26 protein-coding genes and 4 pseudogenes are annotated in these 25743 nt (G+C 60.7%); 21 read left to right on the forward strand and 9 right to left on the reverse strand.

Features of this window, described 5'->3' with window-relative positions; translation table 11 throughout:
* The first annotated feature begins 175 nt into the window (after positions 1-175).
* From ACVDG8_RS13895 to ACVDG8_RS13905, 3 genes are all read left to right on the forward strand, one after another.
* Complete coding sequence (locus ACVDG8_RS13895) at positions 176-1039, forward strand: FMN-binding protein (RefSeq protein WP_447255155.1); 864 nt, start codon at positions 176-178, stop codon at positions 1037-1039.
* 31 nt (positions 1040-1070) lie between these two features.
* Positions 1071-1787, forward strand: a complete 717-nt coding sequence (locus ACVDG8_RS13900) for an FAD:protein FMN transferase (protein WP_447255156.1) — start codon at positions 1071-1073, stop codon at positions 1785-1787.
* A gap of 262 nt (positions 1788-2049) precedes the next feature.
* Positions 2050-3294 (forward strand): RnfABCDGE type electron transport complex subunit D, encoded by a 1245-nt coding sequence (locus tag ACVDG8_RS13905; RefSeq protein ID WP_455707752.1) that lies wholly within the window; start codon positions 2050-2052, stop codon positions 3292-3294.
* Positions 3295-3301: 7 nt separating this feature from the next.
* Here ACVDG8_RS13905 and ACVDG8_RS13910 read toward each other — a convergent pair whose 3' ends face one another.
* The 4 genes from ACVDG8_RS13910 to ACVDG8_RS13925 form a co-directional block, all read right to left on the reverse strand.
* Complete coding sequence (locus ACVDG8_RS13910; protein ID WP_447255158.1) at positions 3302-4645, reverse strand: sensor histidine kinase; 1344 nt, start codon at positions 4643-4645, stop codon at positions 3302-3304.
* A complete protein-coding gene (locus ACVDG8_RS13915) occupies positions 4645-5310 on the reverse strand; it encodes a response regulator transcription factor (RefSeq protein WP_447255159.1) in 666 nt (221 codons plus the stop codon). The genes ACVDG8_RS13910 and ACVDG8_RS13915 overlap by 1 nt, the downstream gene beginning before the upstream one ends.
* Positions 5310-5636: a PepSY domain-containing protein gene (locus ACVDG8_RS13920; protein ID WP_447255160.1), complete on the reverse strand. Its 327-nt coding sequence runs from the start codon at positions 5634-5636 to the stop codon at positions 5310-5312. The genes ACVDG8_RS13915 and ACVDG8_RS13920 overlap by 1 nt, the downstream gene beginning before the upstream one ends.
* An 82-nt stretch (positions 5637-5718) precedes the next feature.
* Positions 5719-6261, reverse strand: a complete 543-nt coding sequence (locus ACVDG8_RS13925; protein ID WP_447255161.1) for a cytochrome b — start codon at positions 6259-6261, stop codon at positions 5719-5721.
* A gap of 188 nt (positions 6262-6449) precedes the next feature.
* Here ACVDG8_RS13925 and ACVDG8_RS13930 point away from each other — a divergent pair, with 188 nt between their 5' ends.
* Together ACVDG8_RS13930 and ACVDG8_RS13935 are read left to right on the forward strand one after the other, a co-directional pair.
* Positions 6450-6752, forward strand: coding sequence for a hypothetical protein (locus ACVDG8_RS13930; RefSeq protein WP_447255162.1), 303 nt, complete (start codon positions 6450-6452; stop codon positions 6750-6752).
* A gap of 377 nt (positions 6753-7129) precedes the next feature.
* A complete protein-coding gene (locus ACVDG8_RS13935; protein WP_455707753.1) occupies positions 7130-7309 on the forward strand; it encodes a DUF1858 domain-containing protein in 180 nt (59 codons plus the stop codon).
* Here ACVDG8_RS13935 and ACVDG8_RS13940 read toward each other — a convergent pair.
* Complete coding sequence (locus ACVDG8_RS13940; protein WP_447255164.1) at positions 7306-8010, reverse strand: Crp/Fnr family transcriptional regulator; 705 nt, start codon at positions 8008-8010, stop codon at positions 7306-7308. The genes ACVDG8_RS13935 and ACVDG8_RS13940 overlap by 4 nt on opposite strands.
* Positions 8011-8237: 227 nt before the next feature.
* On the opposite strand from ACVDG8_RS13940, the pseudogene ACVDG8_RS13945 reads away from it, so the two are divergent.
* The 6 genes and pseudogenes from ACVDG8_RS13945 (at position 8238) to ACVDG8_RS13970 (ending at position 13340) form a co-directional block, all read left to right on the forward strand.
* A pseudogene (locus ACVDG8_RS13945) lies at positions 8238-9439 on the forward strand (NnrS family protein).
* Positions 9440-9589: 150 nt separating this feature from the next.
* A complete protein-coding gene (locus ACVDG8_RS13950) occupies positions 9590-10036 on the forward strand; it encodes a pseudoazurin (protein ID WP_447255166.1) in 447 nt (148 codons plus the stop codon).
* 252 nt (positions 10037-10288) lie between these two features.
* Positions 10289-11395, forward strand: a complete 1107-nt coding sequence (gene nirK / locus ACVDG8_RS13955; protein WP_447255167.1) for a copper-containing nitrite reductase — start codon at positions 10289-10291, stop codon at positions 11393-11395.
* 116 nt (positions 11396-11511) lie between these two features.
* Positions 11512-12327, forward strand: a complete 816-nt coding sequence (locus tag ACVDG8_RS13960) for an SUMF1/EgtB/PvdO family nonheme iron enzyme (protein ID WP_447255168.1) — start codon at positions 11512-11514, stop codon at positions 12325-12327.
* A 27-nt stretch (positions 12328-12354) separates the two neighbouring features.
* Positions 12355-12804 carry a group III truncated hemoglobin gene (locus ACVDG8_RS13965; protein ID WP_447255169.1) on the forward strand — a complete coding sequence of 150 codons (450 nt, stop codon included), beginning with the start codon at positions 12355-12357 and terminating at the stop codon, positions 12802-12804.
* Between the two features lie 104 nt (positions 12805-12908).
* On the forward strand, positions 12909-13340 hold the full coding sequence (locus tag ACVDG8_RS13970; RefSeq protein ID WP_447255170.1) for a potassium channel family protein: 432 nt from the start codon (positions 12909-12911) through the stop codon (positions 13338-13340).
* Positions 13341-13359: 19 nt separating this feature from the next.
* Here ACVDG8_RS13970 and hemN read toward each other — a convergent pair whose 3' ends face one another.
* A complete protein-coding gene (hemN, locus tag ACVDG8_RS13975) occupies positions 13360-14733 on the reverse strand; it encodes an oxygen-independent coproporphyrinogen III oxidase (RefSeq protein ID WP_447255171.1) in 1374 nt (457 codons plus the stop codon).
* 121 nt (positions 14734-14854) lie between these two features.
* Here hemN and ACVDG8_RS13980 point away from each other — a divergent pair, with 121 nt between their 5' ends.
* Complete coding sequence (locus tag ACVDG8_RS13980; protein ID WP_447255172.1) at positions 14855-15583, forward strand: Crp/Fnr family transcriptional regulator; 729 nt, start codon at positions 14855-14857, stop codon at positions 15581-15583.
* A 15-nt stretch (positions 15584-15598) separates the two neighbouring features.
* Here ACVDG8_RS13980 and ACVDG8_RS13985 read toward each other — a convergent pair whose 3' ends face one another.
* Positions 15599-16048, reverse strand: a complete 450-nt coding sequence (locus ACVDG8_RS13985; RefSeq protein WP_447255173.1) for a hemerythrin domain-containing protein — start codon at positions 16046-16048, stop codon at positions 15599-15601.
* Positions 16049-16270: 222 nt separating this feature from the next.
* On the opposite strand from ACVDG8_RS13985, the gene ccoN reads away from it, so the two are divergent.
* The 9 genes and pseudogenes from ccoN to ACVDG8_RS14030 all read left to right on the forward strand — a co-directional run bounded on the left by ccoN (position 16271) and on the right by ACVDG8_RS14030 (position 25077).
* Positions 16271-17881: a cytochrome-c oxidase, cbb3-type subunit I gene (gene ccoN / locus ACVDG8_RS13990; protein ID WP_447255174.1), complete on the forward strand. Its 1611-nt coding sequence runs from the start codon at positions 16271-16273 to the stop codon at positions 17879-17881.
* A gap of 10 nt (positions 17882-17891) precedes the next feature.
* Positions 17892-18623, forward strand: a complete 732-nt coding sequence (gene ccoO / locus ACVDG8_RS13995) for a cytochrome-c oxidase, cbb3-type subunit II (protein ID WP_447255175.1) — start codon at positions 17892-17894, stop codon at positions 18621-18623.
* A 10-nt stretch (positions 18624-18633) separates the two neighbouring features.
* Positions 18634-18783, forward strand: coding sequence for a cbb3-type cytochrome c oxidase subunit 3 (locus ACVDG8_RS14000; protein ID WP_447257345.1), 150 nt, complete (start codon positions 18634-18636; stop codon positions 18781-18783).
* Positions 18784-18785: 2 nt separating this feature from the next.
* On the forward strand, positions 18786-19649 hold the full coding sequence (ccoP, locus tag ACVDG8_RS14005; RefSeq protein WP_447255176.1) for a cytochrome-c oxidase, cbb3-type subunit III: 864 nt from the start codon (positions 18786-18788) through the stop codon (positions 19647-19649).
* Between the two features lie 168 nt (positions 19650-19817).
* Positions 19818-21376, forward strand: a pseudogene (gene ccoG / locus ACVDG8_RS14010) (cytochrome c oxidase accessory protein CcoG).
* On the forward strand, positions 21373-21870 hold the full coding sequence (locus ACVDG8_RS14015) for a FixH family protein (RefSeq protein ID WP_447255178.1): 498 nt from the start codon (positions 21373-21375) through the stop codon (positions 21868-21870). Before ccoG ends, ACVDG8_RS14015 begins: the two are co-directional and overlap by 4 nt.
* Positions 21867-24147: pseudogene (locus tag ACVDG8_RS14020) on the forward strand (cation-translocating P-type ATPase). Before ACVDG8_RS14015 ends, ACVDG8_RS14020 begins: the two are co-directional and overlap by 4 nt.
* Positions 24144-24314 carry a cbb3-type cytochrome oxidase assembly protein CcoS gene (gene ccoS, locus ACVDG8_RS14025; protein ID WP_447255180.1) on the forward strand — a complete coding sequence of 57 codons (171 nt, stop codon included), beginning with the start codon at positions 24144-24146 and terminating at the stop codon, positions 24312-24314. The pseudogene ACVDG8_RS14020 and the gene ccoS overlap by 4 nt, the downstream one beginning before the upstream one ends.
* A gap of 64 nt (positions 24315-24378) precedes the next feature.
* A complete protein-coding gene (locus ACVDG8_RS14030) occupies positions 24379-25077 on the forward strand; it encodes a CBS domain-containing protein (protein ID WP_447255181.1) in 699 nt (232 codons plus the stop codon).
* Here ACVDG8_RS14030 and ACVDG8_RS14035 read toward each other — a convergent pair.
* Positions 25072-25285 (reverse strand): annotated as a pseudogene (locus tag ACVDG8_RS14035) (cytochrome c maturation protein CcmE domain-containing protein); the annotation flags it as partial. The gene ACVDG8_RS14030 and the pseudogene ACVDG8_RS14035 sit on opposite strands and share 6 nt — an antisense overlap.
* A gap of 44 nt (positions 25286-25329) precedes the next feature.
* The gene (locus ACVDG8_RS14040) at positions 25330-25590 is read right to left on the reverse strand and encodes a DUF6455 family protein (RefSeq protein WP_455707754.1); all 261 of its coding nucleotides are present in this window, start codon (positions 25588-25590) and stop codon (positions 25330-25332) included.
* Positions 25591-25743: the final 153 nt, after the last annotated feature.

Consider the following 25743-nt stretch of genomic DNA (forward strand, 5'->3'; position numbering starts at 1 on the left):
AGATCAAGTCGGTCCATGTTTCGCGCGCCACCCGACGAACGGTTACGCGCTGGCAAATTCCTCCCGGGGCAAGTGCTCTGACAGCCAGTTGTCAGCTTCGTCATGAGATATTGCGCTTGAACCCGCCGGCAGCGGCCCAACGCTCGCCGGCTTCAACGCGGAAATGCAGACACTGATGAAACAGATCGCCCTATCGCTGTTCGTGATCGCGTCTTCGAGCGCCTACGTCTGGGATCAGGCGGGCAAGGGTTCCACCAGCGATGCGATCGACATGGCAGGGCCCGCCGATGCCATCGACGAGAGCTTGCTGCAGCCGGTCAGACCTGCGTCTGCTTCGGCCACTGCCGTCGCGCCACCGGCGGTGCCCTCGCCCGCGATCGTGCAGCAGGGCGTGCGGCTCGAACCTCTGGCGACGTCACCAGCCACGGTTGGCACCGAAACCACGGCCGCGATCGCTACGCTCGCTTCGAAGCCGCCTGCCTTCACAACTCCGATAGCAGCCGAAAAATCTCCGCTTGCAGTCAGCCAGCAGCAGATATCCCTGGCGTCCGCGCCACAGCTCGAACAGTCGTCAGCTCAACTCATCGCCCATGCCGCGCCACATACAGAATCCTTCGCCGTAACCCCGGCGGTCTACATTCCCATTCCGCAGCCGAGGCCGAGGCCGAGGCCGGATTATCCGCAAACTCCAGCGCGCGTCATCAGGGCCGGCATGAAGTCCTCCGTGAATTCAAGGATAAAGGCCGCCGGCCACGGCTTTACCGACGGCACATATGTTGGTCCAATCACCGACGCCTATTACGGTCTCATGCAGATTCAGGCGTCCATCCAAGGCGGACGTCTCACGTCCCTGAAAGTGCTGAAATATCCGAATGACCGCCGCACTTCGATCAGCATCAACAGGCAAGCTTTGCCGATGCTGCGGGACGAGGCGATCAGCGCGCAGAGCGCCAATGTCGACATTATCTCGGGCGCAACATTGACCAGCAAGGCCTTCAGGCAGTCGCTCGCTGGTGCATTGAAGCAGGCATCCTCTTAGTTCCATGCGCGACACCAGGATCTTGATGGGCATGCCCATCACCGTCGAGATCGGCGGCGCCTCGGCCGGAGCCCTTGTCGACGCTGTCTTCGACTACTTCGAGCGCGTCGACGAACGCTTCAGCACCTACAGGACCAACAGTGAGATTTCGGCCATCAACCGCGGCGACCTTCCGGTCCGCGACTGGAGCGGCGAAATGATGGAAGTGATGGCTCTCGCTGCAAAGACAAAAAATGAGACGGATGGATACTTCGACATCCGCAAGCCCGACGGATCGCTGGACCCATCCGGCATCGTCAAGGGCTGGGCCATCCGCAATGCGGCCGGGATGGTTCAGCGGGCCGGCGTCGGCGATTTCTTCATCGAGGCCGGCGGCGACATACAGTCCTTCGGCAGGAATGCTTCAGGCTTCGACTGGAGCGTAGGCATCCGCAACCCCTTCAATGCGGACGAGATCGTCAAGGTCGTCTATCCGCGCGGACACGGTGTCGCGACGTCAGGCACTTATGTGCGCGGGCAGCATATCTACAATCCGCTTGGGATTGGCGAGCTGATTACCGAGATCGTCAGCCTGACCGTCATCGGGTCTGATGTGTTCGAGGCCGATCGTTTCGCCACCGCCGCCTTCGCCATGGGCCAGGATGGCATTCTCTTTCTCGAACAGACGGCGGGCCTCGAGGGTTACGTCGTGGACAGCAACGGCCGTGCCACGCTGACAAGCGGCTTCGGAGCGTTTTGCCAATCATGATCAAGGCCATCGACCGGTTTCTCGACCACCAGACCATGTACCGGCTGGTCCTCTACTACCTGATTGCCCTGCTGGGTACGGCCTTGATACTCAGCTTCTTCAAGCTTGTGCCGCATGATCCGATCGCTCTCGCCTTCACGACGGGACTGATGTTGGCCACCTGCTGGATCACCAACAGGGTTTTCGCGGCTGTCTTTCAGGTTCCTGCCAACAGGAGTCCGTCTACATCACCGCCTTCATTCTGGCGCTTATCCTCGATCCTGTGGCCGCCACCGACCTCAAGGGGATCGGCGCGGTCATGTTCGCCTGCGTCTGGGCGGTCTCATCCAAATTCATCCTCGCCATCGGCAGAAAGCACCTGTTCAATCCGGCGGCATTGGGCGTGGCGTTGACCGCTTTGCTGCTTGACCACCCGGCCACCTGGTGGGTCGGGGGCAATTTGCCATTGCTTCCCGTCGTGCTTGCCGGTGGCCTGCTCATCGTGCGCAAGCTGCGCCGGCTTGATCTCGTCGTCATCTTCATCGCCGTGGCGCTGGCGATGACCCTATCTACGACCGAGCCGTCGCAATATGCGACAGCACTGACTGAGACGCTTGGCTCGTCGCCGCTGTTCTTCTTCGCCTTCGCGATGCTGACCGAGCCGCTGACAGCGCCGACGAGGCGCTTGCCGCGCATCGCTTTCGCCGCGATCGTCGGTCTCCTGTTTGCGCCCAACGTCCATGTCGGTTCGTTCTACTTCACGCCGGAGCTGGCGCTTCTGACAGGCAATCTGCTTGCATACGCCGTGAGCCCCAAGGGGCGCCTTGTGCTCACGCTCGAACGCATCGAGCAATCGGCGGACGACAGCTACGACTTCATCTTCAGCTCACCGCGCAAGCTCGCCTTCGAGGCGGGGCAGTATCTTGAATGGACGCTTGGTCTCGACCGCTCAGACAATCGCGGCAACCGTCGCTATTTCACGGTCGCATCGGCGCCCACGGAGCAATCCTTACGACTCGGCGTGAAGTTCTATCCGCGATCGAGCGCCTTCAAGCAGGCGCTGGGCGCGATGAAGCCGGGCGGCACGATCCACGCCTCTCAGCTCGCCGGCGACTTCACCCTGCCGGCTGACCCCGAGGCCAAAATTGCTTTCCTGGCCGGCGGCATCGGCATCACGCCATTCCGCTCGATGCTGCATTATCTCCTCGACGTCCACGAAAAGCGGCCGATCACCGTCCTCTACGGAGCCGAGACCCAGCAGGACATCGCCTATCGCGACATCCTTGACACGGCAAAGAGAGAACTGGGCATAAAGACGGTGTTCGCAGTCGCCAACGGCGCTGAACGCGGGCAGTATCCTGGCTACATCGATGCGCGCCTGGTGCGTCTCGCCATCCCCGACTATCTGGAGCGGACCTTCTACATTTCCGGCCCGCAGGCCATGGTCGGGGCACTCCGTGGCAAGCTGCTGGCGATGGGCGTTCGCCGCTCGAGGATAAAGGTCGACTACTTCCCCGGCTTTGCCTGAGCGCGGCTCAGCCGTGCCGAGGCAAGGCGATGGTCACGACCAGACCGGGATCGGCATTGGCCATCGTCAGACGGCCGCCATAGGCTTCGACGATGTCTGTAACGATGGCCAGGCCGAGACCGCTGCTACCGCCCTTGCTGTCCAGTTGCACGCCACGCGACAGGGCGGATTCCCGGTCCGCATCGGGAATGCCCGGGCCGTCATCGGCGACGGCGATGGACACCTCGCCAACCGTTGCAAATGCACTGATGTGTACCGAGGATCTTGCGAAGCGAGCCGCATTCTCTACCAGATTGCCCAGGATTTCCGACAGGTCGCCTTCATCGATCGGCGCCATGAAATCATCCTCGACGTCGATCACGAACGCGAGTTGCTTGCCGCCAGGCGTGCGCTTGACGACGGCGATGACGCCGGCAGCGGCTTCCTTGACCCGACACGATGCCTTGCTGGAAACGCCTGGCGCCAGACGGGCGCGAGCCAGTTCCCGCTCGACATGGCGACGGATCGCTCCGGCGCTCTTCTCGATCTCGTCGGCGAGCTCGGTTTCGCCCTTCTTGCGCAAGGCCCGAATGTCAGCCGACAACACCTGCAGCGGCGTCTTCAGGCCATGCGCCAGGTCGGTGGCGCGCGACCGGGCTCGTGCGAGCGCCTTCTCCTGCGCTTCGAGCAGGCGGTTGATTTCCTCGGCGAGCGGCTGCACCTCGCTTGGCGCCGCCACGTCAAGCCTGGCGGTTCGCTGTGCGATTACGTTTCTAACCGCGACCCTGAGGTTCTCCAGCGGCGCAAGGCCAACGGTGATCTGGACGAAGAAGGCCGCCATGAGAGCGGCTGCGAGCATGATGAGCGCTGGGACTAGGTCGCGAACATATTCGCGCACCGATACTTCGACGCTGTGGTGGTCTTCGGCAACGATGGCACGAAAGGACCGGCCATCGGCGTCGGTGATGGTGCGCTCGACGGCAATGGTCAGTTCGCCGCCGGGTCCTTTGAGCTCCTCGATCTTTCTCAATTCGCCGGTGGTCCCCTGATCGGGAAAAACAAGCGTTGCGTCCCACAGCGAACGCGAGCGGACCAGAGTATGGCTGGCCAGGTCTTCCACCTGCCAGTAGTGACCGGACAGCGGGTTGGCGAAACGCGGGTCGGTCAGGCCCGGCGCGACCGACAGCCGACCGTCGGTGGCGAAGCTGGTCGCGCCGATCAGCTCGTTGAGATCGACGGTAAGCTCGCTGACGATGCGCCGTTCGACATTCAGCTCGAAAAGGTAGCGCAGCCCGACCCCGGCGATGGCAAGGGCAATGAGGATCGATATGGTTGCCGCCGACCAGAGCCTGAGGCGGATCGAATTGCCCATCAGGACGGCTCGTCGGGCATGAAATATCCGAACCCGCGGCGTGTTTCGATGACATCGTTGCCGAGCTTGCGTCGCAGGCGTGCGACGATGACCTCGATTGCATTGGGATCACGATCATTGCCCGAACCATAGAGATGTTCGGCAAGCTCGGTCGGTGCCACCACTCGCCCGGCGTGATGCATCAGGAATGCCATCAGCCGATATTCGAGCGGCGACAGTGCGACGGGAACGTCCCGCAGCAAGATGCGCATCTGGCGCGTGTCCAGCACCAAAGGTCCCGATTTCAGCACTGGCGCGGCCTGGCCGGCTGAGCGGCGCAAGATCGCGCGCAGGCGCGCCAGTAGCTCTTCCATCTCAAACGGCTTTGGCAGGTAGTCGTCGGCGCCGGCGTTGATGCCTTCGACGCGTTCCGTCCACAGACCCCTCGCCGTCAGGATCAGCACTGGAAAGCGGCGCGCATTGGCCCGCCAGCGCTTAAGCACGGTGAGACCGTCGAGTTTTGGCAATCCGATATCCAGGATCGCCGCGTCGTAATTCTCGACGTCGCCGGAGAACCAGGCAGCCTCTCCATCGCTCACGATATCGACAGCCATTCCAGCAGACTTGAGGACCGCCGCGATGTCGCTTGCGATGCGCGGCTCGTCTTCAGCAAGAAGTATCTTCATCAGCCGCCGCCCCCGTCGCGCATGAGGATACCAGACCCGGCGTCCACATCGACGATCCTGCGACGTCCGTCGGCGGCAACGACCTGGAAACGATAGACCCACCTGTTGCCGATCCGGATGAAATCGACGGCCACGATGTCACCAGGCGCTTCGGCCTGAACCAGCCCAAGGATGCTGTTCAGCCCTTTGATTTCTCCGCGTTCATAAAGGTCGCGCGCCCGATCATGATCATCGTCATCATCAACGTCGGCGCGCGCGGCGGAAGGGCCGGCGAGAACGAGCCCGCACAGACCAAGCACCGCCAGCCATTTCAGTGTCGATTTCATCCAGGACCAACGTGTCAGAGTCTTGAGACGCTGCAAGCGGCACCACTCTGCCTGCATTTGACCGGTGTAGAGCGAACTGCGGTCAGGAGCCACTTGTTCCGGGCAGCATTCGCTTGAGCACATCGTCCTTCCAGACGTAGTGGTGCCAAAGGGCGGCAGCGGCATGCAATCCTGCAAGAATAAGGATCAGATTGGCGCAAAGGCTGTGCAATTCCCTGATGAACCCGGCCGTGGCGCGGTCCGCGGAAACCGGAGCCGGGATGGTGAAAAGGCCGAAGAAGCTCAAGGCATCGCCCCGGTACCAGGTGAGCAGGATACCGAGCACGGGTATGGCCACAAGCAGCGCGTAGAGCAGGAGATGCGCGATCTTGGCCATCCATCGTTCAAGCTGTGACATTTCCACCGGCAGACCCGGCGTCCCCAGCGCCAGCCGCAAGCCGATGCGAATGACCACTAGCGCGAAAAGCAGCAGCCCAAATGAGATGTGGAGCCACCAGACAAAGGCACGGCCGGGGTCACCGCGCGGGAAGATATCGGCGATGTAAGTCAGACCATAAAGGCCGATGACCAGCAGAAAGACGACCCAGTGAATGGCTTTCTGGGAGCTGGCATAGTTGGGCTTCATTCGAGGATTCCAGTTTGAACATTTTCAATGGCGATCCGGTCGAAGCTTCGACCATGACGGCAGCGCCAGTTTTCGCGTGATGGTGAACATTGGATCATCGAACCTGTCAGGACGCTGACAATTGTGACGCCTGCGCCACCGGGAGACTTTGCGCTAGCGCAAGGACGGGTCAACGCTTCGGCACTATTTTGAGCGTTGGCATCGCTTCCAAGGAAGCAATCGAGGCAAATGGGGATCTCATGGCAGGCAATCGCAAAAGTGAAACCGTCGAAGCTTGGCGGTTCGCAATCTCTTTTCTGGTTGATCGTGAGCGCAGCAAGGCAGCCAGAGAAGAATTCTGGGCGCAGGCTCTGGATAGGTGCACGAAAGTTTTGAACGACATCGGTCTATCGCGACGCGAATTCGAAGCCGCCATGATGTTGCCTTACGCCTCGGAGGATCTGCTAACGTCAGCCATGCGTTCGACCGGCATCGACCCAGACAGCTTCTAGCGCTGCAGGCGGCGCGTTGTGGCATGTCACGCATCTGCATCACCTGCCCACATCTCCGGCAGTGTCGCGGTCACCTGGCCGCCTTCGATTTCGAAAGCCATTATCAGGATTTCTGTCCCAACAGCCTGAGTTTTGCAAAGCTTCTTAAGGTCGGACGTACCTAGCCTGGCCATGGGACACGATGCCCGGACGGATGACAACAGCCCGTATCCGGAATTTGTTCCCGTTCATCGCCGGTTTGACGTTCACTGACACTGCAACGCCGCTCGAGCTTCTTCTTTGTGCCATCGCAACGAACGTCTGCAAAACAGGCGCAGGATCTCTGCCTCGAAGCCCGGACAGGAAGCATGAAACATAGATTCAGCGACGATGCGACGATGGACGAAATCATGAGGATGTCGCCGGCGGCGATCCGGATCGTGCTCCAGCACGGCATGCTTTGCATCGGTTGTCCGATTGCTTCGTTCCACACGGTTTCCGATGCGGCACGCGAGCACGACCTCAACGAGGAACAACTGAGCCGGGATTTGCAGGCCACGGTCGGCGGTGGGGACTAGCCCTTCTGTGCCCTGCCTTCCGCGATCAACAGCAGTTGGTGCGGCGCGACCACGGTCACTTTCTGACGACCCCCTTTGACCAAATTCAGGTCTTCCCAAGCCGAAAGCAGCCGGCTCACCGTGAACAGCGTCGTTCCAGTCATCTCGGCTATGTTCTGGCGCGTAATAGGGAAATCAATCAGAATTCCCTCGTCTGTTTTCTTGCCTGCCTGCTTGACCAATTTGAGCAGCGCATGAGCTACACGCTGCTCGACCTGTTCGGTGGCCATCTCGATGACGCGCGTGTGGGCGTCCTGCAGCCTGCTGCCGACGACCTTGTAGGTGTTGGCGCCAAAACTGGGGTAGTCAGCGGCGAAAGCCGGCCACAAGCGGCTCGGCCAGGCAAGAACCACGCAATCGGCGGCAGCTATTGCATTTGCCGGATAGGTGGTGCGGCCCAAGGCGTGGGCTATTCCCATCAATTCACCGGGACTTATGTACCGGACAGTCACTTCCTGACCGTCCGGAGTCGATTTCACGACGCGTACATGTCCGTCGAGCAACAGGAAAAATGAATGCGCTTCCTGTTCTTGTTCAAACACCGACTGGTCCTTGGCGATCCGGAGCGACCTCGCCTGACCAACGATGCGGTCGAGGTCCGTGGCGGCCAGGCCCTCAAACACGGGAAGCCCGGAAATCAGCGAGGGATCGAGGCTACCCAAGTGGTCCTCCTTTAGACTCAAAAGCATTCAGCGTACGCATCGCCACCAGATCACGGACTGTCTCACGGGTAGCTGACGAGCAGCAAGAGGTGCCGCGTTCCCGGACTTTCGTGTCTTTGTTTGCGCAGCGGCAAATTCCACTTGCCCAAATCAGCATAAATCGTCCGGATCGGCAGCCGCCCACAGGTCCTATCCGGTCCACCGGTCATTGTAATTCAGGGGATGACATGGCAATTCCACGCACGCGGCCGGGCGCCTATCCGGCCATTCTCGCCAACGGCTTCCGGCCGTTCTTTTTGTTAGGCTCGCTGTATGGCGGTGCCACCATCCTGTTCTGGCTGCCTTTGTATTACGGCAAGCTCGAAACCTTCAGCGTTTTCACGCCCGTGGACTGGCATGTCCATGAGGTGCTGTTTGGCTATCTGGCCGCTGTCGTGACGGGTTTCTTATTGACCGCAATACCCAACTGGACCGGCAGGCTGCCTTTGCAGGGCCTTCCGCTATTGGCGTTGGTGCTGCTGTGGTCAGCCGGACGGGTCGTCGTTTTCTTCTCGGCGCAGACGGGCTGGCTGCTCGCCGCCATTGCCGATTGCGCCTTTCTTCTTGCGGTTGTCGTCGCCGCCGCAACGGAAATCGTCGCCGGCAGAAACTGGCGAAATCTCAAGGTGCTGCTGCCTGTGACGGCGCTTCTGGCGGCCAACATCATGTTTCATATCGAGGCGCGCTATCAAGGGGGGCGAATATCAGCCGCCGCCTTGGTCTTGCCGCCGCAGTTGTCCTGGTCATGGTCATCGGTGGCCGGATCATTCCTTCCTTCACCCGCAACTGGCTGGCGCGGGAGAGACCGGGGCGCTTGCCGGTTCCGTTCGGCAGGTTCGACGCCATGACGATCCTGCTCTCGGCATGTGGATTGATTGCCTGGACGTTCTTTCCAGACAACGCTGGCGCCGGAGCACTCCTGATCGCTGCTGCGATCCTCAACGCCCTCCGGCTTGCCCGTTGGGCCGGAGACCGTTCGCTGCGCGATCCTCTGGTATTGATCCTGCACATGTCGTTTGCCTTCGTGCCGATCGGCCTGCTCATCACCGGACTAGCCGCTCTCCTTCCAGGACAGGTGCCTGCTGTCGCCGGAATTCATGCATTCGGGGTCGGGGCGTTGGCCTGCATGACGCTCGCCGTCATGTCGCGCGCCACGTTAGGCCACACCGGCCGCGAATTGCGGGCGGATATTGGCACATGTGTAATTTTCGTCGCGATTGTGCTCGCGGCCATATTGCGAATAGTGGCGGCCTTTGCCCCCGCGGCCACGGCGCTTCTTTACATGGCGGCGGCGTTCTGGGTTGTTGCCTTCATCGGCTATGCGGTTTTGTTCGGGCGAATGCTCGTTCGGCCACGTTTGCGGGCGCGTCGACCCGTGAACGCCGCCTGAAAAAGGCGGCAGGATGATCCGCCGCTGCCTGCTGTCCCGAAGCGACAGTTTTCGCTGGCCAATTTGCGCCAGCGCAAATCGCGCCATGAGGACGCGGCGTAGAAGGGGCCAACGGTTGATGCTGTGAACAACCCAAGAAAGGATTTCCAAATGAAACTGCCCCTGATCGCCGCGGCCGTCGCCCTGCTCTCTCTTGCCGGTGCGGCAAATGCCGAAGAACACGTCGTGCAGATGCTGAACAAGGGCGAGAAGGGTGCGATGGTCTTCCAGCCCGCCTTTGTTCGCGCGGCTCCCGGCGACACGATCAAGTTTGTGCCGACCGACAAGACCCACGACGCCGAGACCATCAAGGACATGATCCCGGACGGCGCCGAACCCTTCAAGGGAAAGCCGAGCGAAGAAATCACCGTGACCCTCACCAAGGAGGGCTTCTATGGTGTCAAGTGCGCTCCCCATTACGGCATGGGCATGGTCGCGCTGATCCTGGTCGGCAAGCCCGTCAACCTCGAGGCGGCGCAAGCGGTCAAGCAGATCGGCAAGGCAAAGCCGGTGTTCGCCGAACTGTTCACGGAAGCGAGCAAGGCCGCTTCCAACTAGACCTGAGCCTGACAGATACCCCTCCGTCCCGGCGATGTCCGGAGGGAATGGCCGGGCGGACCAGGGAGAGGTCCAGCCCGGCCTGATTCATTTTCAGCGCCCGGCGAATAACTGGCAGGCTTCGCGCGAAGGCAAGTATTCCAGAAAGAAAGAAACTTCACCAACCGCGTGCGGCTTGCGTTAGCGCAAAGAAAATTTTTCGCAGCCAGTCTACACAGGCAGCATCAACGGCTCAAAACCAAGGAGATGAAGATGCTTACCAGACGTGAAGCTTTGTTGGGATCTGTCCTTACGGCCGCTGCTGTTGCCACCATAGGTGCAATGCCGGCAGCAGCCAGTGCGAGGGAAGTTGCCGGCCTGCCACGCGAAAAGGTCACGCTGGTGGCGCCGCCTTTCGTCCACGCCCATGACCAGATTGCCAAAAGCGGCCCAAAGGTCGTCGAATTCACGATGAAGATCGAGGAAAAGCCGATCGTCATCGACGCCGATGGCACGCAATTGAACGCGATGACCTACAATGGGTCGATTCCAGGCCCGCTGATGGTCGTGCATGAAGGCGACTATCTCGAGCTCACCCTCATCAATCCCGATACGAACACGCTTGCGCACAACATCGACTTCCACGCGGCAACCGGCGCGCTCGGCGGCGGCGGACTGACGCTGATCAATCCTGGCGAGCAGGTCACGCTGCGCTTCAAGGCCACTCGGCCCGGCACGTTCGTCTATCATTGTGCACCCGGCGGCGCGATGATCCCGTGGCATGTCGTGTCCGGCATGAGTGGAGCCGTCATGGTGTTGCCGCGCGACGGGCTGAAAGACGACAAGGGCCAGCCGATCCGCTATGACCGCATCTACTATGTCGGCGAAAACGACTTCTACATCCCGCGCGACGAACAGGGGAAATTCAAGAAGTACGACTCGGCCGGCGACAATTACGACGACACGGTGAAGGTGATGCGCGGGTTGATCCCCACCCATGTCGTGTTCAACGGCAAGGCGGGATCGCTGACTGGTGAACATGCTATGAAGACGAAGGTCGGGGAAACGGTGCTGATCGTTCATTCCCAGGCCAACCGCGACACCCGTCCCCACCTGATCGGTGGCCACGGTGACTTCGTCTGGGAACAGGGCAAGTTCGCCAACCCGCCGGCCAAGGATCTTGAAACCTGGTTCATTCGCGGCGGCTCGGCCGGAGCGGCGCTCTATACTTTCCTGCAGCCCGGCGTCTACGCCTATGTGAACCACAATCTGATCGAGGCGGTTGAACTGGGCGCAACCGCCCACTTTATGGTCGACGGCGGCGTCTGGAATGACGACCTGATGACCCAAGTTGCGGCGCCGAAGGCAATCGCTTCCTAAAACAGGACAGAAGAGGGTGCAGCCCCGCGGCCCCCCACGGGGTTGCACCCGTCACCGGATTTTGCGCCATGTCCTTTGATCCTGTCTTCACATTCGGCGTCATCGCAGCCGCCACGTTGATCGGCCTGGGCATAGCCAATCAGGTCGTCGACAGCCCAGCTCTGCCGTTGCCGACCCCTGTATCCGCAGTCTTGCAGCCTGGCTCATTCAACCACCCCAGGCCCGGAGAATTCCTCCGGGCCAATCATCCCGTCGCGGCGCCCGTCGTCCGAGAGGCCATCGAAGCGCCGCTGGAAATCATGAAGTACCAGGTCAGTGTGACGGACTATGCACGTTGCGTTGCCGACGGCGCCTGCAAACCGGCCGACATGCGAAAGGGGGGCGACGTTCCGGTCACCGGCATCAGTCACATTGACGCCGAAGCCTATGCAAAGTGGCTGTCTGAACGCACAGGCGAAACCTGGCGATTGCCAACGGACGTCGAATGGGCCTATGCCGCCGGCGAACGCTTTCGGGGCGACATAGAGGGAAATGCAAGCGACCCGAACAACCCGGCGCAGCGTTGGCTCGATCAGTATCGCAAGGAAACGTCGCTCGGGCGCGCGCCCGATCCGGAGCCAAGGGCAGCAGGGGCCTTTGGGATCAATTCAAAAGGATTGGCCGACATTGCGGGCAATGTCTGGGAATGGACCTCCACCTGCTACGTCCACACGACAATCGCCAGCGACGGTACAGAGACGGCGAGCTCGATAAAAAACTGCGGCGTATACGCTGTGGAAGGCTTCCACCGCACCTACATGTCGAACTTCATCCGAGACGGCAAGAGCGGCGGCTGCGCGGTCGGGACCCCACCTGACAATCTGGGCTTTCGTCTCGTCCGCGACCGGCTCAGTCTTGTGCAGGTCACTCTCCGACGCCTGGGATTTTCCTGACGGGATAAACATGAACAAGAGTACATGATGACATTAAAATCAGCTTTGGCCGACCGGGCGCGTCCAGACGCGGAGCAGCCATTGGACCATGCCGGCTTCGATCGAACGTCGATCGGAAGATTGGTCCGTGAATTCTACACCAATGTCAGGCAGGACAAACGTCTCGGTCCGATTTTCGCGCGCGAAGTCGTTGGCGATTGGGAACCTCATCTCGAGAAAATGACGGACTTCTGGTGCTCGGTCATCCTGAAGAGCGGTGACTATCATGGACGCCCGGTGCCGGCGCACCTCAAGCTGAAGGATGTCACCGAGGCCGATTTCGAGATCTGGCAGGGCCTTTTTAGTCAGACGGCGACTGAACTCTTCGCTCCGGAAACGGCCGCGGTGTTTGTCGACCGAGCCGAGCGGATCGCGACAAGCCTGAAGCTGGCGATGTTCTTTCGCCTCACCCCCGCCGCGACGGTTGGTGGCCAATAGGGTCTAGCTTGACGAAAGTCGCCGGTTGCCTCAGCTCGAAAGATCAGCGCCAGGTTTTGATTTTGCGCAAGGAACCCATCCGGCGAGAATTCTAATTTCCTTTCGTGGCCCTCAACCTGTTCATCGGCACAATCGTCATTAGCCTGACGGTCCTCATTCACACCTTTGGCCTCATCGCCGTCACCCACGCGATGAGCCATATGGTGGCGCGTTTTCGCATGCATGGCCGCCGCAGCCGCATCGTCGCGATGATCAGCGTCGTGATGGGACTTTTTGCCGTCATGACTGTCGAGGTGTGGTTGTGGGCAGGCCTTTATCGTCTTCTGGGAATCCTGCCGGATTTCGAGACCGCCCTCTATTTTTCGACGATCACTTTCTCAACTGTTGGCTATGGCGACATCGTGCCCGCCCACAACTGGCGGATCCTCGCGGCCTTGGAGGGCGTAAACGGCTTTCTGCTGATTGGCTGGTCAACCGCTTATCTGATCGCAGCCGGTACCCGTATCGGCCCGTTCAGAGTCGGCGAGCATTTTTAACCAGCCGCCGGACGGTCACTCAAACGGCCAGCGAGTGTCTGCCGATCCCGTTGCCAAGATATCTGTCGAACTTCGCCGCCACCGTCCGGACAAGTGGCCGACTTTCCACCGGTACGACGAAGTTCTCACCGTCGAGCCGAAGAAGCTGGCCGGCGCTGCCGGTGGACAGGCGGCTCGCCTCGCGCAGAAGCGTTTGACCGACCGCTCCAAAGCGCTCGACAATATCTAACGCCGAGAAGGTGAAGTTGCACATCAGGCGCTCTATGACCCAACCCCGAGCCTGATCGTCGAGACTGAACTCAATACCTCGTGCGACCGCCATATGTCCGGCATTGACGGCCTTTTCGTATTCGCCGGTCGCAACGATATTTTGCGCATAGCCCTGACGAAACCGGCTGATCGAGGACGGACCAAGTCCGATCAGAGTTTCGCATTGGTCCTCGGTATAGCCTTGGAAATTGCGACGAACCTGGCCGGCTCGGTAGGCAACCGCCAGCGCATCAAGAGGCTTGGCGAAATGATCGAGGCCCAGCATCTCGTAGCCGGCATCGACGATCATTTGCGCGGCTGTCCGCGACTGCGCCAGACGTGCGATGGAATCGGGCAGCCAGGCCTCATCGATCATCGTCTGATGCTTCTTGAACCATGGCACATGCGCGTAGCCGAAAAGCGCGATCCTCTCCGGCGCTAACGTGAGAGCCTGGGCGACAGTGGCTGAAACGCTTTCGCAGGTCTGGTGCGGCAACCCGTAGAGCAAGTCCAGATTGACGGAGCCTACACCTCGGGCACGCACCGCATCGACGACACCTTTGGTCAGCGCAAAGCCTTGCTCCCGATTGATCGCCTTCTGCACCTTGGGATCGAAATCCTGGACACCGACGCTCGCCCGCGTCATCCCGATGGCGGAGAAGGCGTCAAGCCGACCCCCGTCCATATCGTTCGGGTCGAGCTCAACGCTGAGACCGGCATCGGGGAGAAAGTTGAACCGATCCCGCAGAACTTTTCCCAGTGCGAGGATGTCTTGAGGTCTCAGAATGGTAGGGGAGCCACCTCCCAAATGCACGGCGCGCACTCTTCCCCGGTCGTGCAGAAGGCGGCCGACGATTTCTATTTCCCTGTGCAGCGCGGTCAGAAAAGTGAGCACCGGCGTATAATGGCGCGTCTGCTTGGTATGACAGGCGCAAAACCAGCAAAGCCGGTCGCAATAAGGGATATGCAAATACAGCGATATCTCGTCATCGTGCTCGAGCGCGTTCATCCACCCCTGGACGATCACGGCGTCGACGCCCGCATGGAAATGCGGCGCCGTGGGATAGCTCGTGTAACGTGGCACGTTCTCAGCCGGGTCGGCCGTCAAAATCGGGCGCGCGTCAGTCGCTGCTTTCGGTTGCATTGCGCCAGTCTAGGCGCGCTGCAATGCCGCGCATTGATTTAAATCAATGCGCTTGGCGCCATCGGCAGTAACGCGATGCGGCGGCGCTCCCCATTTCCTCAGGGTAGCCTCGGACGATGCAATGACGATCAGACAGGATGTCCACAACACCGGCATTCCCGTGCTTTGCCAGTCCTGCGAAGCGCGGCACCGTGGCGTCTGCGGCGCGCTCGATCCTGATCAGCTTGTCGGGCTCGCCAGGACGTCGTCAAAACGCCAGATCGAAGCTGGGGTTGAACTGGTCGGTGACGCCGAGACGATCGGCAGCTATTCGAATGTGCTTTCCGGCGTGGTGAAGCTGACGAAGAGCCTTTCGGACGGACGCCAGCAGATTGTCGGCCTGCAGTTCGCGCCAGACTTCCTCGGACGGCCGTTCAAGGCGGAAAGTGAGATCAACGCGGAGGCGGCGACAGCCGTCGCGCTTTGCTCATTTCCGAAGTCGGTCATTGAACGGATGATGACGGAATCGCCTGAGCTGGAACATCGCCTGCTCAAGCAGGCGCTGAACGAACTCGATGAGGCACGCGAATGGATGGTGACACTAGGCCGCAAGACGGCGTCGGAGAAGGTCGCGAGCTTTCTGATCATGATCGCCAGGAATATCGATCCGGCGGTGGATTGCGCGGCCCCGTCAGCGCGCTTCGACCTGCCGCTGACGCGGTCCGATATCGGCGATTTTCTTGGGCTCACCATTGAGACGGTGAGCCGCCAGCTGACCCGATTGCGGTCCGACGGTGTGATCCGGATCGAAACCAACCGGCATGTAGTCGTCGATGACATGAAGCGGCTGGAGCAGCGCTGCGGGGATTGAGACACCGCGGTTGTTTCATTTGCCATCACCAGGATCGACCTCAGCGATGCGCGGCAGGATGTGCTCGCGTTCGAACGCAATATGCCGCCGCAGGCTCTCAAAAAAGCCGCGCAGCATAAACCCGAGAACCTCCGCGTTCTCGAGCGGACGTCCGTGCCCGATCGCTAGAAGCTGGTCGGTAACCTCATCCGCGAAGCATTCATCCTCGACATGTTCGGTGCGCAGCCTACGGGTGGATTGGAGGTCGGCTTCCGCCCCCGACAGGCCAGCCTCGTAAACTGGATAAATGACGTCCTCCTCATATCGGTGGATGTCACGAAGCAGTGGAATGATGCTGTTTGCGATGGCAAGGCAAGTGAAGCGATCGACTTTGGGCAATGCATCGGCAATTCGTTCCAGCGCTTCGCACAGGTGCAGCTTTTCCCGGTGCAGGTGCATCATTGTGGCAGCCGACGATGCCTGCATGCCGTCTCGCTTCGTCTTCGTGGCTTGTCCGCGGCGGAAGCGGAGCGACGACGCGTGGGATGGCTTCCTCTTCAATCGCTAGCTCCGGTTTTCGCGAAGTACGACGCTGCCCAAAGCAAAACCGCCCGGCTTTGACATGGATCAAGGCGAGTGAAGAGCGGCTGCGGAATTCATGCACCCGCGGATTTGGCGACCGTCAGGATTCGAGATCGGGGACTTGCGATGAAGTTTGGCACAGAGATCGTCGTACTAAGCCTGTTTGCGTTTGCCGCGCTTGTGGCCGCAGGTTTCGGAGTCGATGAACCTTTCCGCCAGCACATGTGGGTGCTGTTCCTGGTCCTGGCTGGCTTCACCGCCATTCTGTTGCGCAGTTCAGATTTCAAACCGGCAATTCCGGTTGACCCCTCCGCTTACATGGATGGACCAATCCGCTATGGGACGATCGCAACCGTGTTCTGGGGCGTTGTCGGCATGCTGGTTGGCGTTGTTATCGCGTTGCAGCTTGCCTACCCGCAACTCAACATCCCGCCATGGTTCAATTTCGGCCGGCTGCGCCCTGTGCACACGTCTGGTGTGGTGTTTGCTTTTGGCGGCAACGCGCTGCTTTGCACGTCGCTCTATGTCGTGCAGCGCACATGCCGCGCGCGCCTGTTCGGCGGTAATCTGGCCTGGTTTGTGTTCTGGGGTTACCAGCTCTTCATCGTGATGGCCGCGACCGGCTATCTGCTCGGCATTACCGAAAGCCGCGAGTACGCGGAACCTGAATGGTATGTCGACATCTGGCTGACCATCGTCTGGGTCGCGTATCTGATCCTTTTCCTCGGCACCATCCTGAAGCGCAAGGAACCGCACATCTACGTCGCCAACTGGTTCTATCTGTCCTTCATCATCACGGTCGCGATGCTGCATGTCGTCAACAATCTTTCGATGCCGGCATCGTTCCTCGGCTCCAAAAGCTACTCGGCCTTCTCGGGCGTCCAGGACGCGCTGATCCAGTGGTGGTACGGCCACAACGCCGTCGGCTTCTTCCTCACTGCCGGCTTCCTCGGCATGATGTACTACTTCGTGCCCAAGCAGGCGAACCGGCCGGTCTATTCCTACCGCCTGTCGATCATCCACTTCTGGGCGCTGATCTTCCTCTACATCTGGGCCGGGCCGCACCACCTCCACTACACCGCCCTGCCAGACTGGGCGCAGACGCTCGGCATGGTGTTTTCGATCATGCTGTGGATGCCGTCATGGGGCGGCATGATCAACGGCCTGATGACGCTCTCTGGCGCCTGGGACAAGATCCGCACCGATCCGATCATCCGCATGATGGTCGCGGCCATCGCCTTCTACGGCATGTCGACCTTCGAGGGTCCGATGATGTCGATCAAGACGGTCAATTCCTTGTCGCACTACACGGACTGGACAATCGGCCATGTCCATTCAGGCGCGCTCGGCTGGGTTGGCATGATCACGTTCGGCGCGATCTACTACATGGTGCCGAAACTCTGGAACCGTGAGCGGCTCTATTCGCTGCGGCTTGTCACCTGGCACTTCTGGCTGGCGACGCTCGGGATCGTCGTCTACGCCGCGGTCATGTGGGTGTCCGGCATCATGCAGGGCCTGATGTGGCGCGAGTACGACGAGCAGGGTTTCCTTGTCTATTCCTTCGCCGAGAGCGTTGCGGCGATGCACCCCTACTACGTCATGCGCGCCATTGGCGGGGCGATGTACCTCTGCGGCACCCTGCTCATGGCGTTCAATGTGATCATGACCATTCGCGGCTATCAGCGCCAAGAAGAGCCGATGCCGGGTGCCGCGCCCGTTCTCCAGCCAGCCGAATAAGGAACCAGACATGGGCTTGATGGACAAACACGCGATCATCGAGAAAAACGCCACGCTGCTCCTCGTCGGATCGCTGCTGGTCGTGACTGTCGGCGGCATCGTCGAAATCGCGCCGCTCTTCTACCTCGACAACACGATCGAGAAGGTCGAAGGGATGCGGCCTTATACGCCGCTCGAACTCGCCGGCCGTAACATCTATGTGCGTGAGGGTTGCTATCTTTGCCACAGCCAGATGATCAGACCGTTCCGCGACGAGGTCGAGCGCTACGGCCACTACAGCCTGGCGGCCGAGTCGATGTACGATCATCCCTTCCAGTGGGGCTCGAAGCGCACGGGCCCCGACCTGGCACGCGTCGGCGATCGGTATTCCAACACGTGGCACGTCCAACACCTGACTGACCCGCGCTCGGTGGTGCCGGAATCGATCATGCCGAGTTACGCGTTCCTGAAAGATACTCCCATCGAGGTGAAGGATTTCTCGACACATCTCATCGCCAACCGGCGTGTCGGCGTGCCCTATTCCGACGACATGATCGCTCACGCCAATGCCGATCTGATGGCGCAGGCGGATCCCAATGCCGACACCACCGCGCTGCTCGCCCGATATCCGAAGGCCAAGGTCGGTGACCTGGACGGCAACCCGCAGCAGGTTACCGAAATGGACGCGCTCGTCGCCTATCTGCAGATGCTCGGCACGCTCGTCGACTTCAAGAACTATGACGAATCCGCCGGCTACCGTTGAGGGACAGATGATGACTTACAATCTGATGCGCGAATTCGCTGATAGCTGGGGCCTGCTTGTCATGGCGCTGTTCTTCGTCGGCTGTATTGCCTTTGCGCTCCGTCCAGGCGGCAAGACGCAGGCTGATGAGGCCGCCCAGATACCGCTCAAGGACGACTGATCATGAGCAACGAGCATATCGATGACGTCTCGGGCATCTCGACGACAGGTCACGAGTGGGACGGGATCAGGGAGCTCAACAATCCGTTGCCGCGGTGGTGGGTGATAACCTTCTACGTCACCATCGCGTGGGCTGCTGCGTATACGATCGCCTATCCGGCGTGGCCGATGTTGAGTTCCGCAACGAAGGGGGTTCTCGGCTATTCTTCCCGCAACGAGGTCAAGAACGAACTGGCCGCTGCGGAGACTGCCAAGGTCAAATTTGTTAACGCCATCCAGGACAAGACTGTATCCGAAATTGCGGCGGACGACGCATTGCGCGAATTCGCGGTGGCGGCTGGCGCGGCCACGTTCAAGGTCAATTGCGTCCAGTGCCATGGCTCCGGCGCTCAAGGGTCGAAGGGCTTTCCAAACCTGAATGACGACGACTGGCTGTGGGGTGGCAAGGCCGACCAGATTCAGCAGACGATCATGCACGGCATCCGTTTTGCCGCTGATCCGGATACCAGGATGTCGGAGATGTCTGCGTTTGCCGACGTCATCACCCCGGACCAGATCGCACAGGTCAGCGCCTATGTCGCCAGCCTCTCCGGCAAGGTCAAGGACGAGAGCCTGATCGGGCCAGGCGCCAAGGTCTTCGCCGATAGTTGCGCGGCCTGCCACGGCGCCGACGCCAAGGGCAACAGGGAGTTCGGCGCACCCAAGCTGACCGACGCTATCTGGCTCTATGGAGCCGGCGAGACGGCCATCGCAGAGCAGGTCCGCTCGCCGAAACACGGTGTCATGCCGGCCTGGCTCGGACGCCTCGGCGATACCAAGGTCAAGGAGCTCGCGGTCTACGTCCATTCGCTTGGCGGTGGAGAATAGGAAGCGGGGCCTGTTCTTAAGCCCTCGGCCGTCCAAGCGACGAGGCCCGGCCATGCCGGGCCTCGACTTGTTGCGGCCTTGCGACTTTGACCTGCATCAACGCGGTGCGCCGTGATCTTCGGCAAGACTGATTAAAAGGCGTTGTCATTGCCGGCATTGGAGAAACACGTGTTGGACCAGACGCAGGTGGAACGGCTGGAGGCCGAGGCGGTCAATTCCGCTAAGCTGCGACAGCCGCTCTATGCGGCGCGCAAGAAGATCTTCCCGAAGCGAGCCTCGGGCCGCTTCCGCCAGTTCAAATGGCTGGTGATGGCGATCACGCTCGGCGTCTATTACCTGACGCCCTGGTTGCGATGGGATCGCGGGCCATTCGCTCCCGACCAGGCGGTCTTGCTCGATCTGGCGAACCGCCGTTTCTATTTCTTCTTTATCGAAATCTGGCCGCAGGAATTTTACTACGTCGCCGGCCTGCTGATGATGGCAGGCGTCGGTCTCTTCCTCGTCACATCCACGGTCGGACGCGCGTGGTGCGGCTATGCCTGCCCGCAGACAGTCTGGGTCGATCTGTTCCTGGTCGTCGAGCGTGCCGTTGAAGGCGACCGCAATGCCCGTATCAAACTCGAGGCCGGTCCGTGGTCCGCCCGCAAGGTCGTGTTGCGCGTATCCAAGCACGCCATCTGGCTGATAATAGCAGTCGCAACCGGAGGGGCCTGGATCTTCTATTTCGCCGATGCGCCGACGCTCGCCGTGAGCGTGGTGAGCGGCACGGCAGCGCCAGTCGCCTATGCAACCATTCTGGTGCTGACGGCGACCACCTATACGTTTGGCGGGCTCATGCGCGAGCAGGTGTGCACCTATATGTGCCCGTGGCCGCAGATCCAGGCGGCCATGCTGGACGAGAGCTCGCTGACGGTCACCTACAATGACTGGCGCGGTGAACCAAGGTCGCGCCACGCCAAAGAGCTCTCACCGCAGGCCAACCTGTCGGCGACTGCGTCGACTGCAATGCCTGTGTCGCGGTCTGTCCGATGGGGATCGATATCCGCGACGGCCAGCAGCTGGAGTGCATCACCTGCGCGCTCTGCATCGACGCCTGCGATGGCGTCATGGAAAAGCTCGGCCGCGAGCGCGGCCTGATCGCCTATGCAACGCTTTCGGACTACAACGCCAACATGTCGTTGGCGACCGCTGGCGGCACCACAGCAGTAAACCCGGCATTGGTCAGGACGGCCGAAGGGACGTTCGCCGACGGCCTGGCACACTTCCATCTGCGCAACATCTTCCGGCTGCGCACCTTCATCTATCTCGGTGCGTGGTCGGCGATCGGACTGGCCCTGCTCTATTCCTTGCTGACGCGCGAGCGTCTCGAGCTGAACGTTCTGCATGACCGCAATCCGCAATTCGTCACCCTGTCGGATGGCTCTATACGCAACGGCTATACCGTAAAGCTGCTTAACATGATCCCCGAGCCGAGGACGATCGAGGTCAGCCTGCAAGGCTTGCCTGGGGGCGAAATGAATGCCGTCGGCATCGATCTCCCGGCGTCACAGTCCTTTACGACGGTAGCGGACCCCGACCGGTTGAAGATGCTGAAGGTTTTTGTGCGCCAACCGTCGGGGCAGATCGCGAGTGTCGCGCAGACATTCACATTCCGGATCAGGGACCAGGCGGGCGTCGAGTCAGCCGAATATACGGCCACATTCAACGCACCGGAGATCGCCAAGTGAGCGCCCAACCGCAGAAAGTCCGCGAGTTTACCGGAAAGCACATGCTGCTCACAATCGTTAGCTTCTTTGCCGTCGTCATCGGCGTCAACGTCACCATGGCGACGCTCGCAAACACAAGCTGGACCGGGCTTGTGGTCGAGAACAGCTATGTCGCCAGTCAGCAATTCAACCAGAAGGCCAAGGAAGGGCGCGCCCAGGCCGCACTCGGCTGGACAGGGAAATTGACCATCGCGTCCGGACAGCTCGGCTATTCATTGATGGACGCATCGGGCAAGCCGGTCCCGTTGCGCGCGGTAAAGGTGCTGTTTCGTCATCCCGCCTACGAAGCCGAGGATAAGGTCGTGACCTTGGGCGCGGGCACTGGGCAGGCATTCAGTGCCCAGCACACGCCAAAGGACGGTGTCTGGATTATCGAGATCGATGCCGATGCTGGCCTGGCTAAGCCCTATCGCGATGTTCGCCGGATCATGATTGCCAAGGGGGCGATGCTGTGAGTTGCTGTGCGCCTGGCGCTGAAATGGCGTTGGACTTTACCGCCGCCGTCATGCCCTCAAGCGCCGAGATCAAACTGGCCAGCCGCTCGCTAGGCGGCGACCTCCACCAATGCGACCTGTCAGTTCCGTCCGTTCATTGCGCTGCCTGCATCCACACCATCGAAACAGCGCTCGGCAAGCTCGAACACGTCGAAAGCGCCCGCGTAAACCTGTCGACAAAGCGCGTATCGGTGCGCTGGCACGGCGAGGACATACCGCCCATGTTCGCAACGCTTGGCCGCTCGGGGTACCAGGCGCATCTGTTCGATCCGGACGTGGTTGAGAAAGACAAGACGCTTTCCGACTTGATACGGGCCGTCGCCGTTGCAGGGTTTGCGGCTGGAAACATCATGCTGTTGTCGGTATCCGTCTGGTCTGGCGCCGAGGGCGCCACCCGGGACCTGTTTCACTGGGTCTCGGCGCTGATTGCAGTCCCTGCACTTTTCTTTGCAGGCGGAATCTATTTTCGCTCGGCAGCCAATGCGTTGCGCCACGGGCGCATGAACATGGACGTCCCCATCGCGGTCGGCGTTTCGCTGGCCTATGCGATGAGCCTCTACGAGACGATCAACCATGGCAAGCACGCCTATTTCGACGCATCCGTCTCGCTCCTGTTCTTCCTGTTGATTGGTCGCACGCTGGACCATGTCATGCGCGAGCGGGCGCGGACGGCTGTCAACGGGCTGTCGCGGCTGGCGGCCCGCGGCGCCGTGGTGTTGCGTGGTGAAGGCGGTCGCGACTATCTGCCGATCGCTGAGATCGAACCAGGCATGCGGCTGCTGATCGCGGCCGGAGAGGATCCCGGTCGATGGCACCATCCTCAGCGGCGCCTCGGATCTCGACTGCTCGCTGGTATCGGGCGAAAGCACGCCCAGAACAGTCGGTTCGGGATCGCATATTCAGGCCGGCATGCTCAATCTTACCGGCCCGCTGACGATGACGGCGACAGCCGCAGCGAAGGACTCCTTCCTAGCCGAAATGGTCCGATTGATGGAAGCCGCCGAGGGCGGCCGCTCGAAATACCGCAGGATCGCCGACCGCGTCTCCTCGCTCTATGCTCCGGTGGTGCACCTTGCCGCTCTGCTGACGTTTCTTGGCTGGATGGCAGCAAGCGGCGACTGGCACCAGGCAATGACGATCGCGATTGCCGTTCTCATAATCACCTGCCCCTGCGCGCTCGGCCTTGCCGTGCCGATCGTGCAGGTGGTCGCGGCGCGGCGCCTTTTCGAAGCCGGTGTCATGGTCAAGGACGGTTCGGCCATGGAACGGCTGGCCATGATCGACACCGCGGTGTTCGACAAGACTGGAACGCTGACGCTCGGACAACCCAGGCTGATCAATGCGTCATCGATCGACCCGACCATGCTGGCGATCGCGGCTGATATGGCAGCGCATTCCCACCATCCCTTTTCGAAGGCAATAGCCCGTTTTGCCAGTTCGTCCGCGCAACCCAAGGTCGGATCCGTCAGCGAGCACCCAGGCTTGGGCATGGAAGCCTTCACCGAGGGCAACACCTGGCGTCTCGGCAGGCGCGGTTGGGCCGGCTGGAAAGCGAGAACCGGCGGCGAGGGTAAACTTGGCTACGGCGGGACGGTGCTGACGAAGAACGGGATGATTGTCGCCACGTTCGCGTTCGAGGATGCTGTGCGCGCCGATGCCAGGCTGGCCCTGGGTATACTGAAGGCAAGCGGCGTGTCCATCGATATGCTGTCGGGTGACACCGCCAAGGCGTGCGGCGAAGTCGCCGGCGCTTTGGGGATAGAGAGCTATGTTCCGTCGCTTCTTCCTTCCGGCAAGGTCGAATGGGTCGAGGCGCTGACCCGGGCAGGCCACAGGGTCCTGATGGTCGGTGACGGGCTCAATGACACGCCGGCACTGGCCGCCGCGCACGTCTCGATTGCGCCGGCGACGGCGGCCGATGTCGGCCGCAACATCGCCGACTTCGTCTTTCTGCGCGAAAGCCTGCTTGCCGTGCCGCTTGCGCTGGAGATTTCGCGCAAGGCCGGAAGGCTAATCCGTCAGAACCTCGCTATCGCCATCGTCTACAACGCCATCGCCGTGCCGATTGCGATAACCGGGCATGTGACGCCGCTCATCGCGGCGATCGCGATGTCTGCCTCATCGCTGCTGGTGACTGGCAACGCCATGCGGCTTCAGCGCTTCGCAAGGGGCGGGTCCCCCGAAAGCGTGTCGCAAGCCAGACCCCGCAGCGCTGGCGTGCAGGCCCGATCTCGATGACGAGCCTCATCTACCTCATCCCGGCAGCTCTGCTTCTTGGCGCGCTCGGCCTGTCCGGCTTCCTCTGGGCATTGCGAAGCGGTCAATACGAGGATCTCGATGGCGCCGCCGAGCGCATTCTGATCGATCGCGACGACAGCGCCGAGGACACTCCTAGCTCCAAGTGACGCAGATCAAAGCATTGCGGATCGAAATGTCCCAGTGTCGCCTGACGAAAATCAGGAGGTGGGAATGCAAGCCGAAGCCATAATGACGAAGCCGGTGATCACGATTGACACGAGTGCTACGCTCGCCGAAGCAGTCCACCTTATGCTTTCAAGAAAAGTCAGCTGTCTGCCGGTAACGCGCAGCGACGGAGCGCTGGCTGGGATTGTGAGTGAAGGCGATTTCCTGCGCCGGGAAGAACTTGGCACTCAACGGGTTCGACCTCGCTGGCTGCGGTTTCTTCATGGCCCCGGGAAGTTTGCCGAAGACTACGTGCGAGCAAATGGTCGCCTGATCCATGAGGTGATGACAACGGACGTCGTCTCGGCGCCTCCAGGCGCCTCGGTAGCGGAGATTGTCGACCTGATGGTGCAGCACGACATCAAGAACGTGCCGATCGTCGATCAAGGCAAAATTGTTGGCATCATCACGCGAACAGATCTGCTGCGCGCCCTGATCCGCACCATGCCGAAAGCAGGCGCCACGCCACCCGATGACGAGCAGATCCGCAACGCTATATTTGCCGAGTTGCAAGGTCAATCGTGGAGCGATGGTGACCTGATTGACGTGAAGGTCGACAACGGCATTGTCGAGCTGACGGGCGCAATTGTCGACGAGCGTCAACGGAAGGCAGCGATCGTTGCCGCGGAGAACGTTGCCGGTGTCAGGCATGTCAAAGACAGCCTCTTTTGTGCCGAACCGTTCTCCGTCATCCTGGTTTCATAGCAGTGCTGCCGACCCAGAAGCGCCAGCCCTCATTGGGCTTTTGCTTTCCTCCCACACGCCCTTGGCCTTGAGTCCGTCGGCGACGTCCTTCGGCATATATAGCGCTCGTCATGCTTGGCGAGCACGCTGTCGGCGACGAAGACGCCGTCCGGGCCGAGGGCGCGCCTTCGGTTATGACGTCCTGCCCCTCGCGAAACGGATCGGGCAGACGTCAGGGCTGCCTCTGTCCCGAAGCAAGCTGCAAGCGCGCGATCAAGTCGCTGTTGCGGCAATAGGCGGGGGATGATCGGCATGCTGCGTCTCGTCAAGCCAGGCCGAGCATTCCTGTTGATGGCCGCAAGACCGGCATCGGTCAACGGCCCTATTGGTGACGGCGGCATGATCCGCAACGACTTTCAGCTGCCTGTCAACGCCCAGCTTACGTATCATACGAGCCATGAGGGTCGTCCTCACGTCAATTGTGATGAAGTAGTCAAGAAAACTCATGCCGTTCACTCCTTGGTCCGCTGTCATAGCCGCTTCAGGGCTGATGATGATTGATCTCGATCATTCGTACGCCACGCCAGATTATCGCGCGAAATCTCTCGGTAACTGACCGGAGAAGACAAAGATGCCAATCCGCCAGCTCAAGGCGCGCGTGCCAGGACCAATTTCGACACCATCGGT

It is taken from the genome of Mesorhizobium sp. ORM8.1 (genome assembly GCF_053005525.2).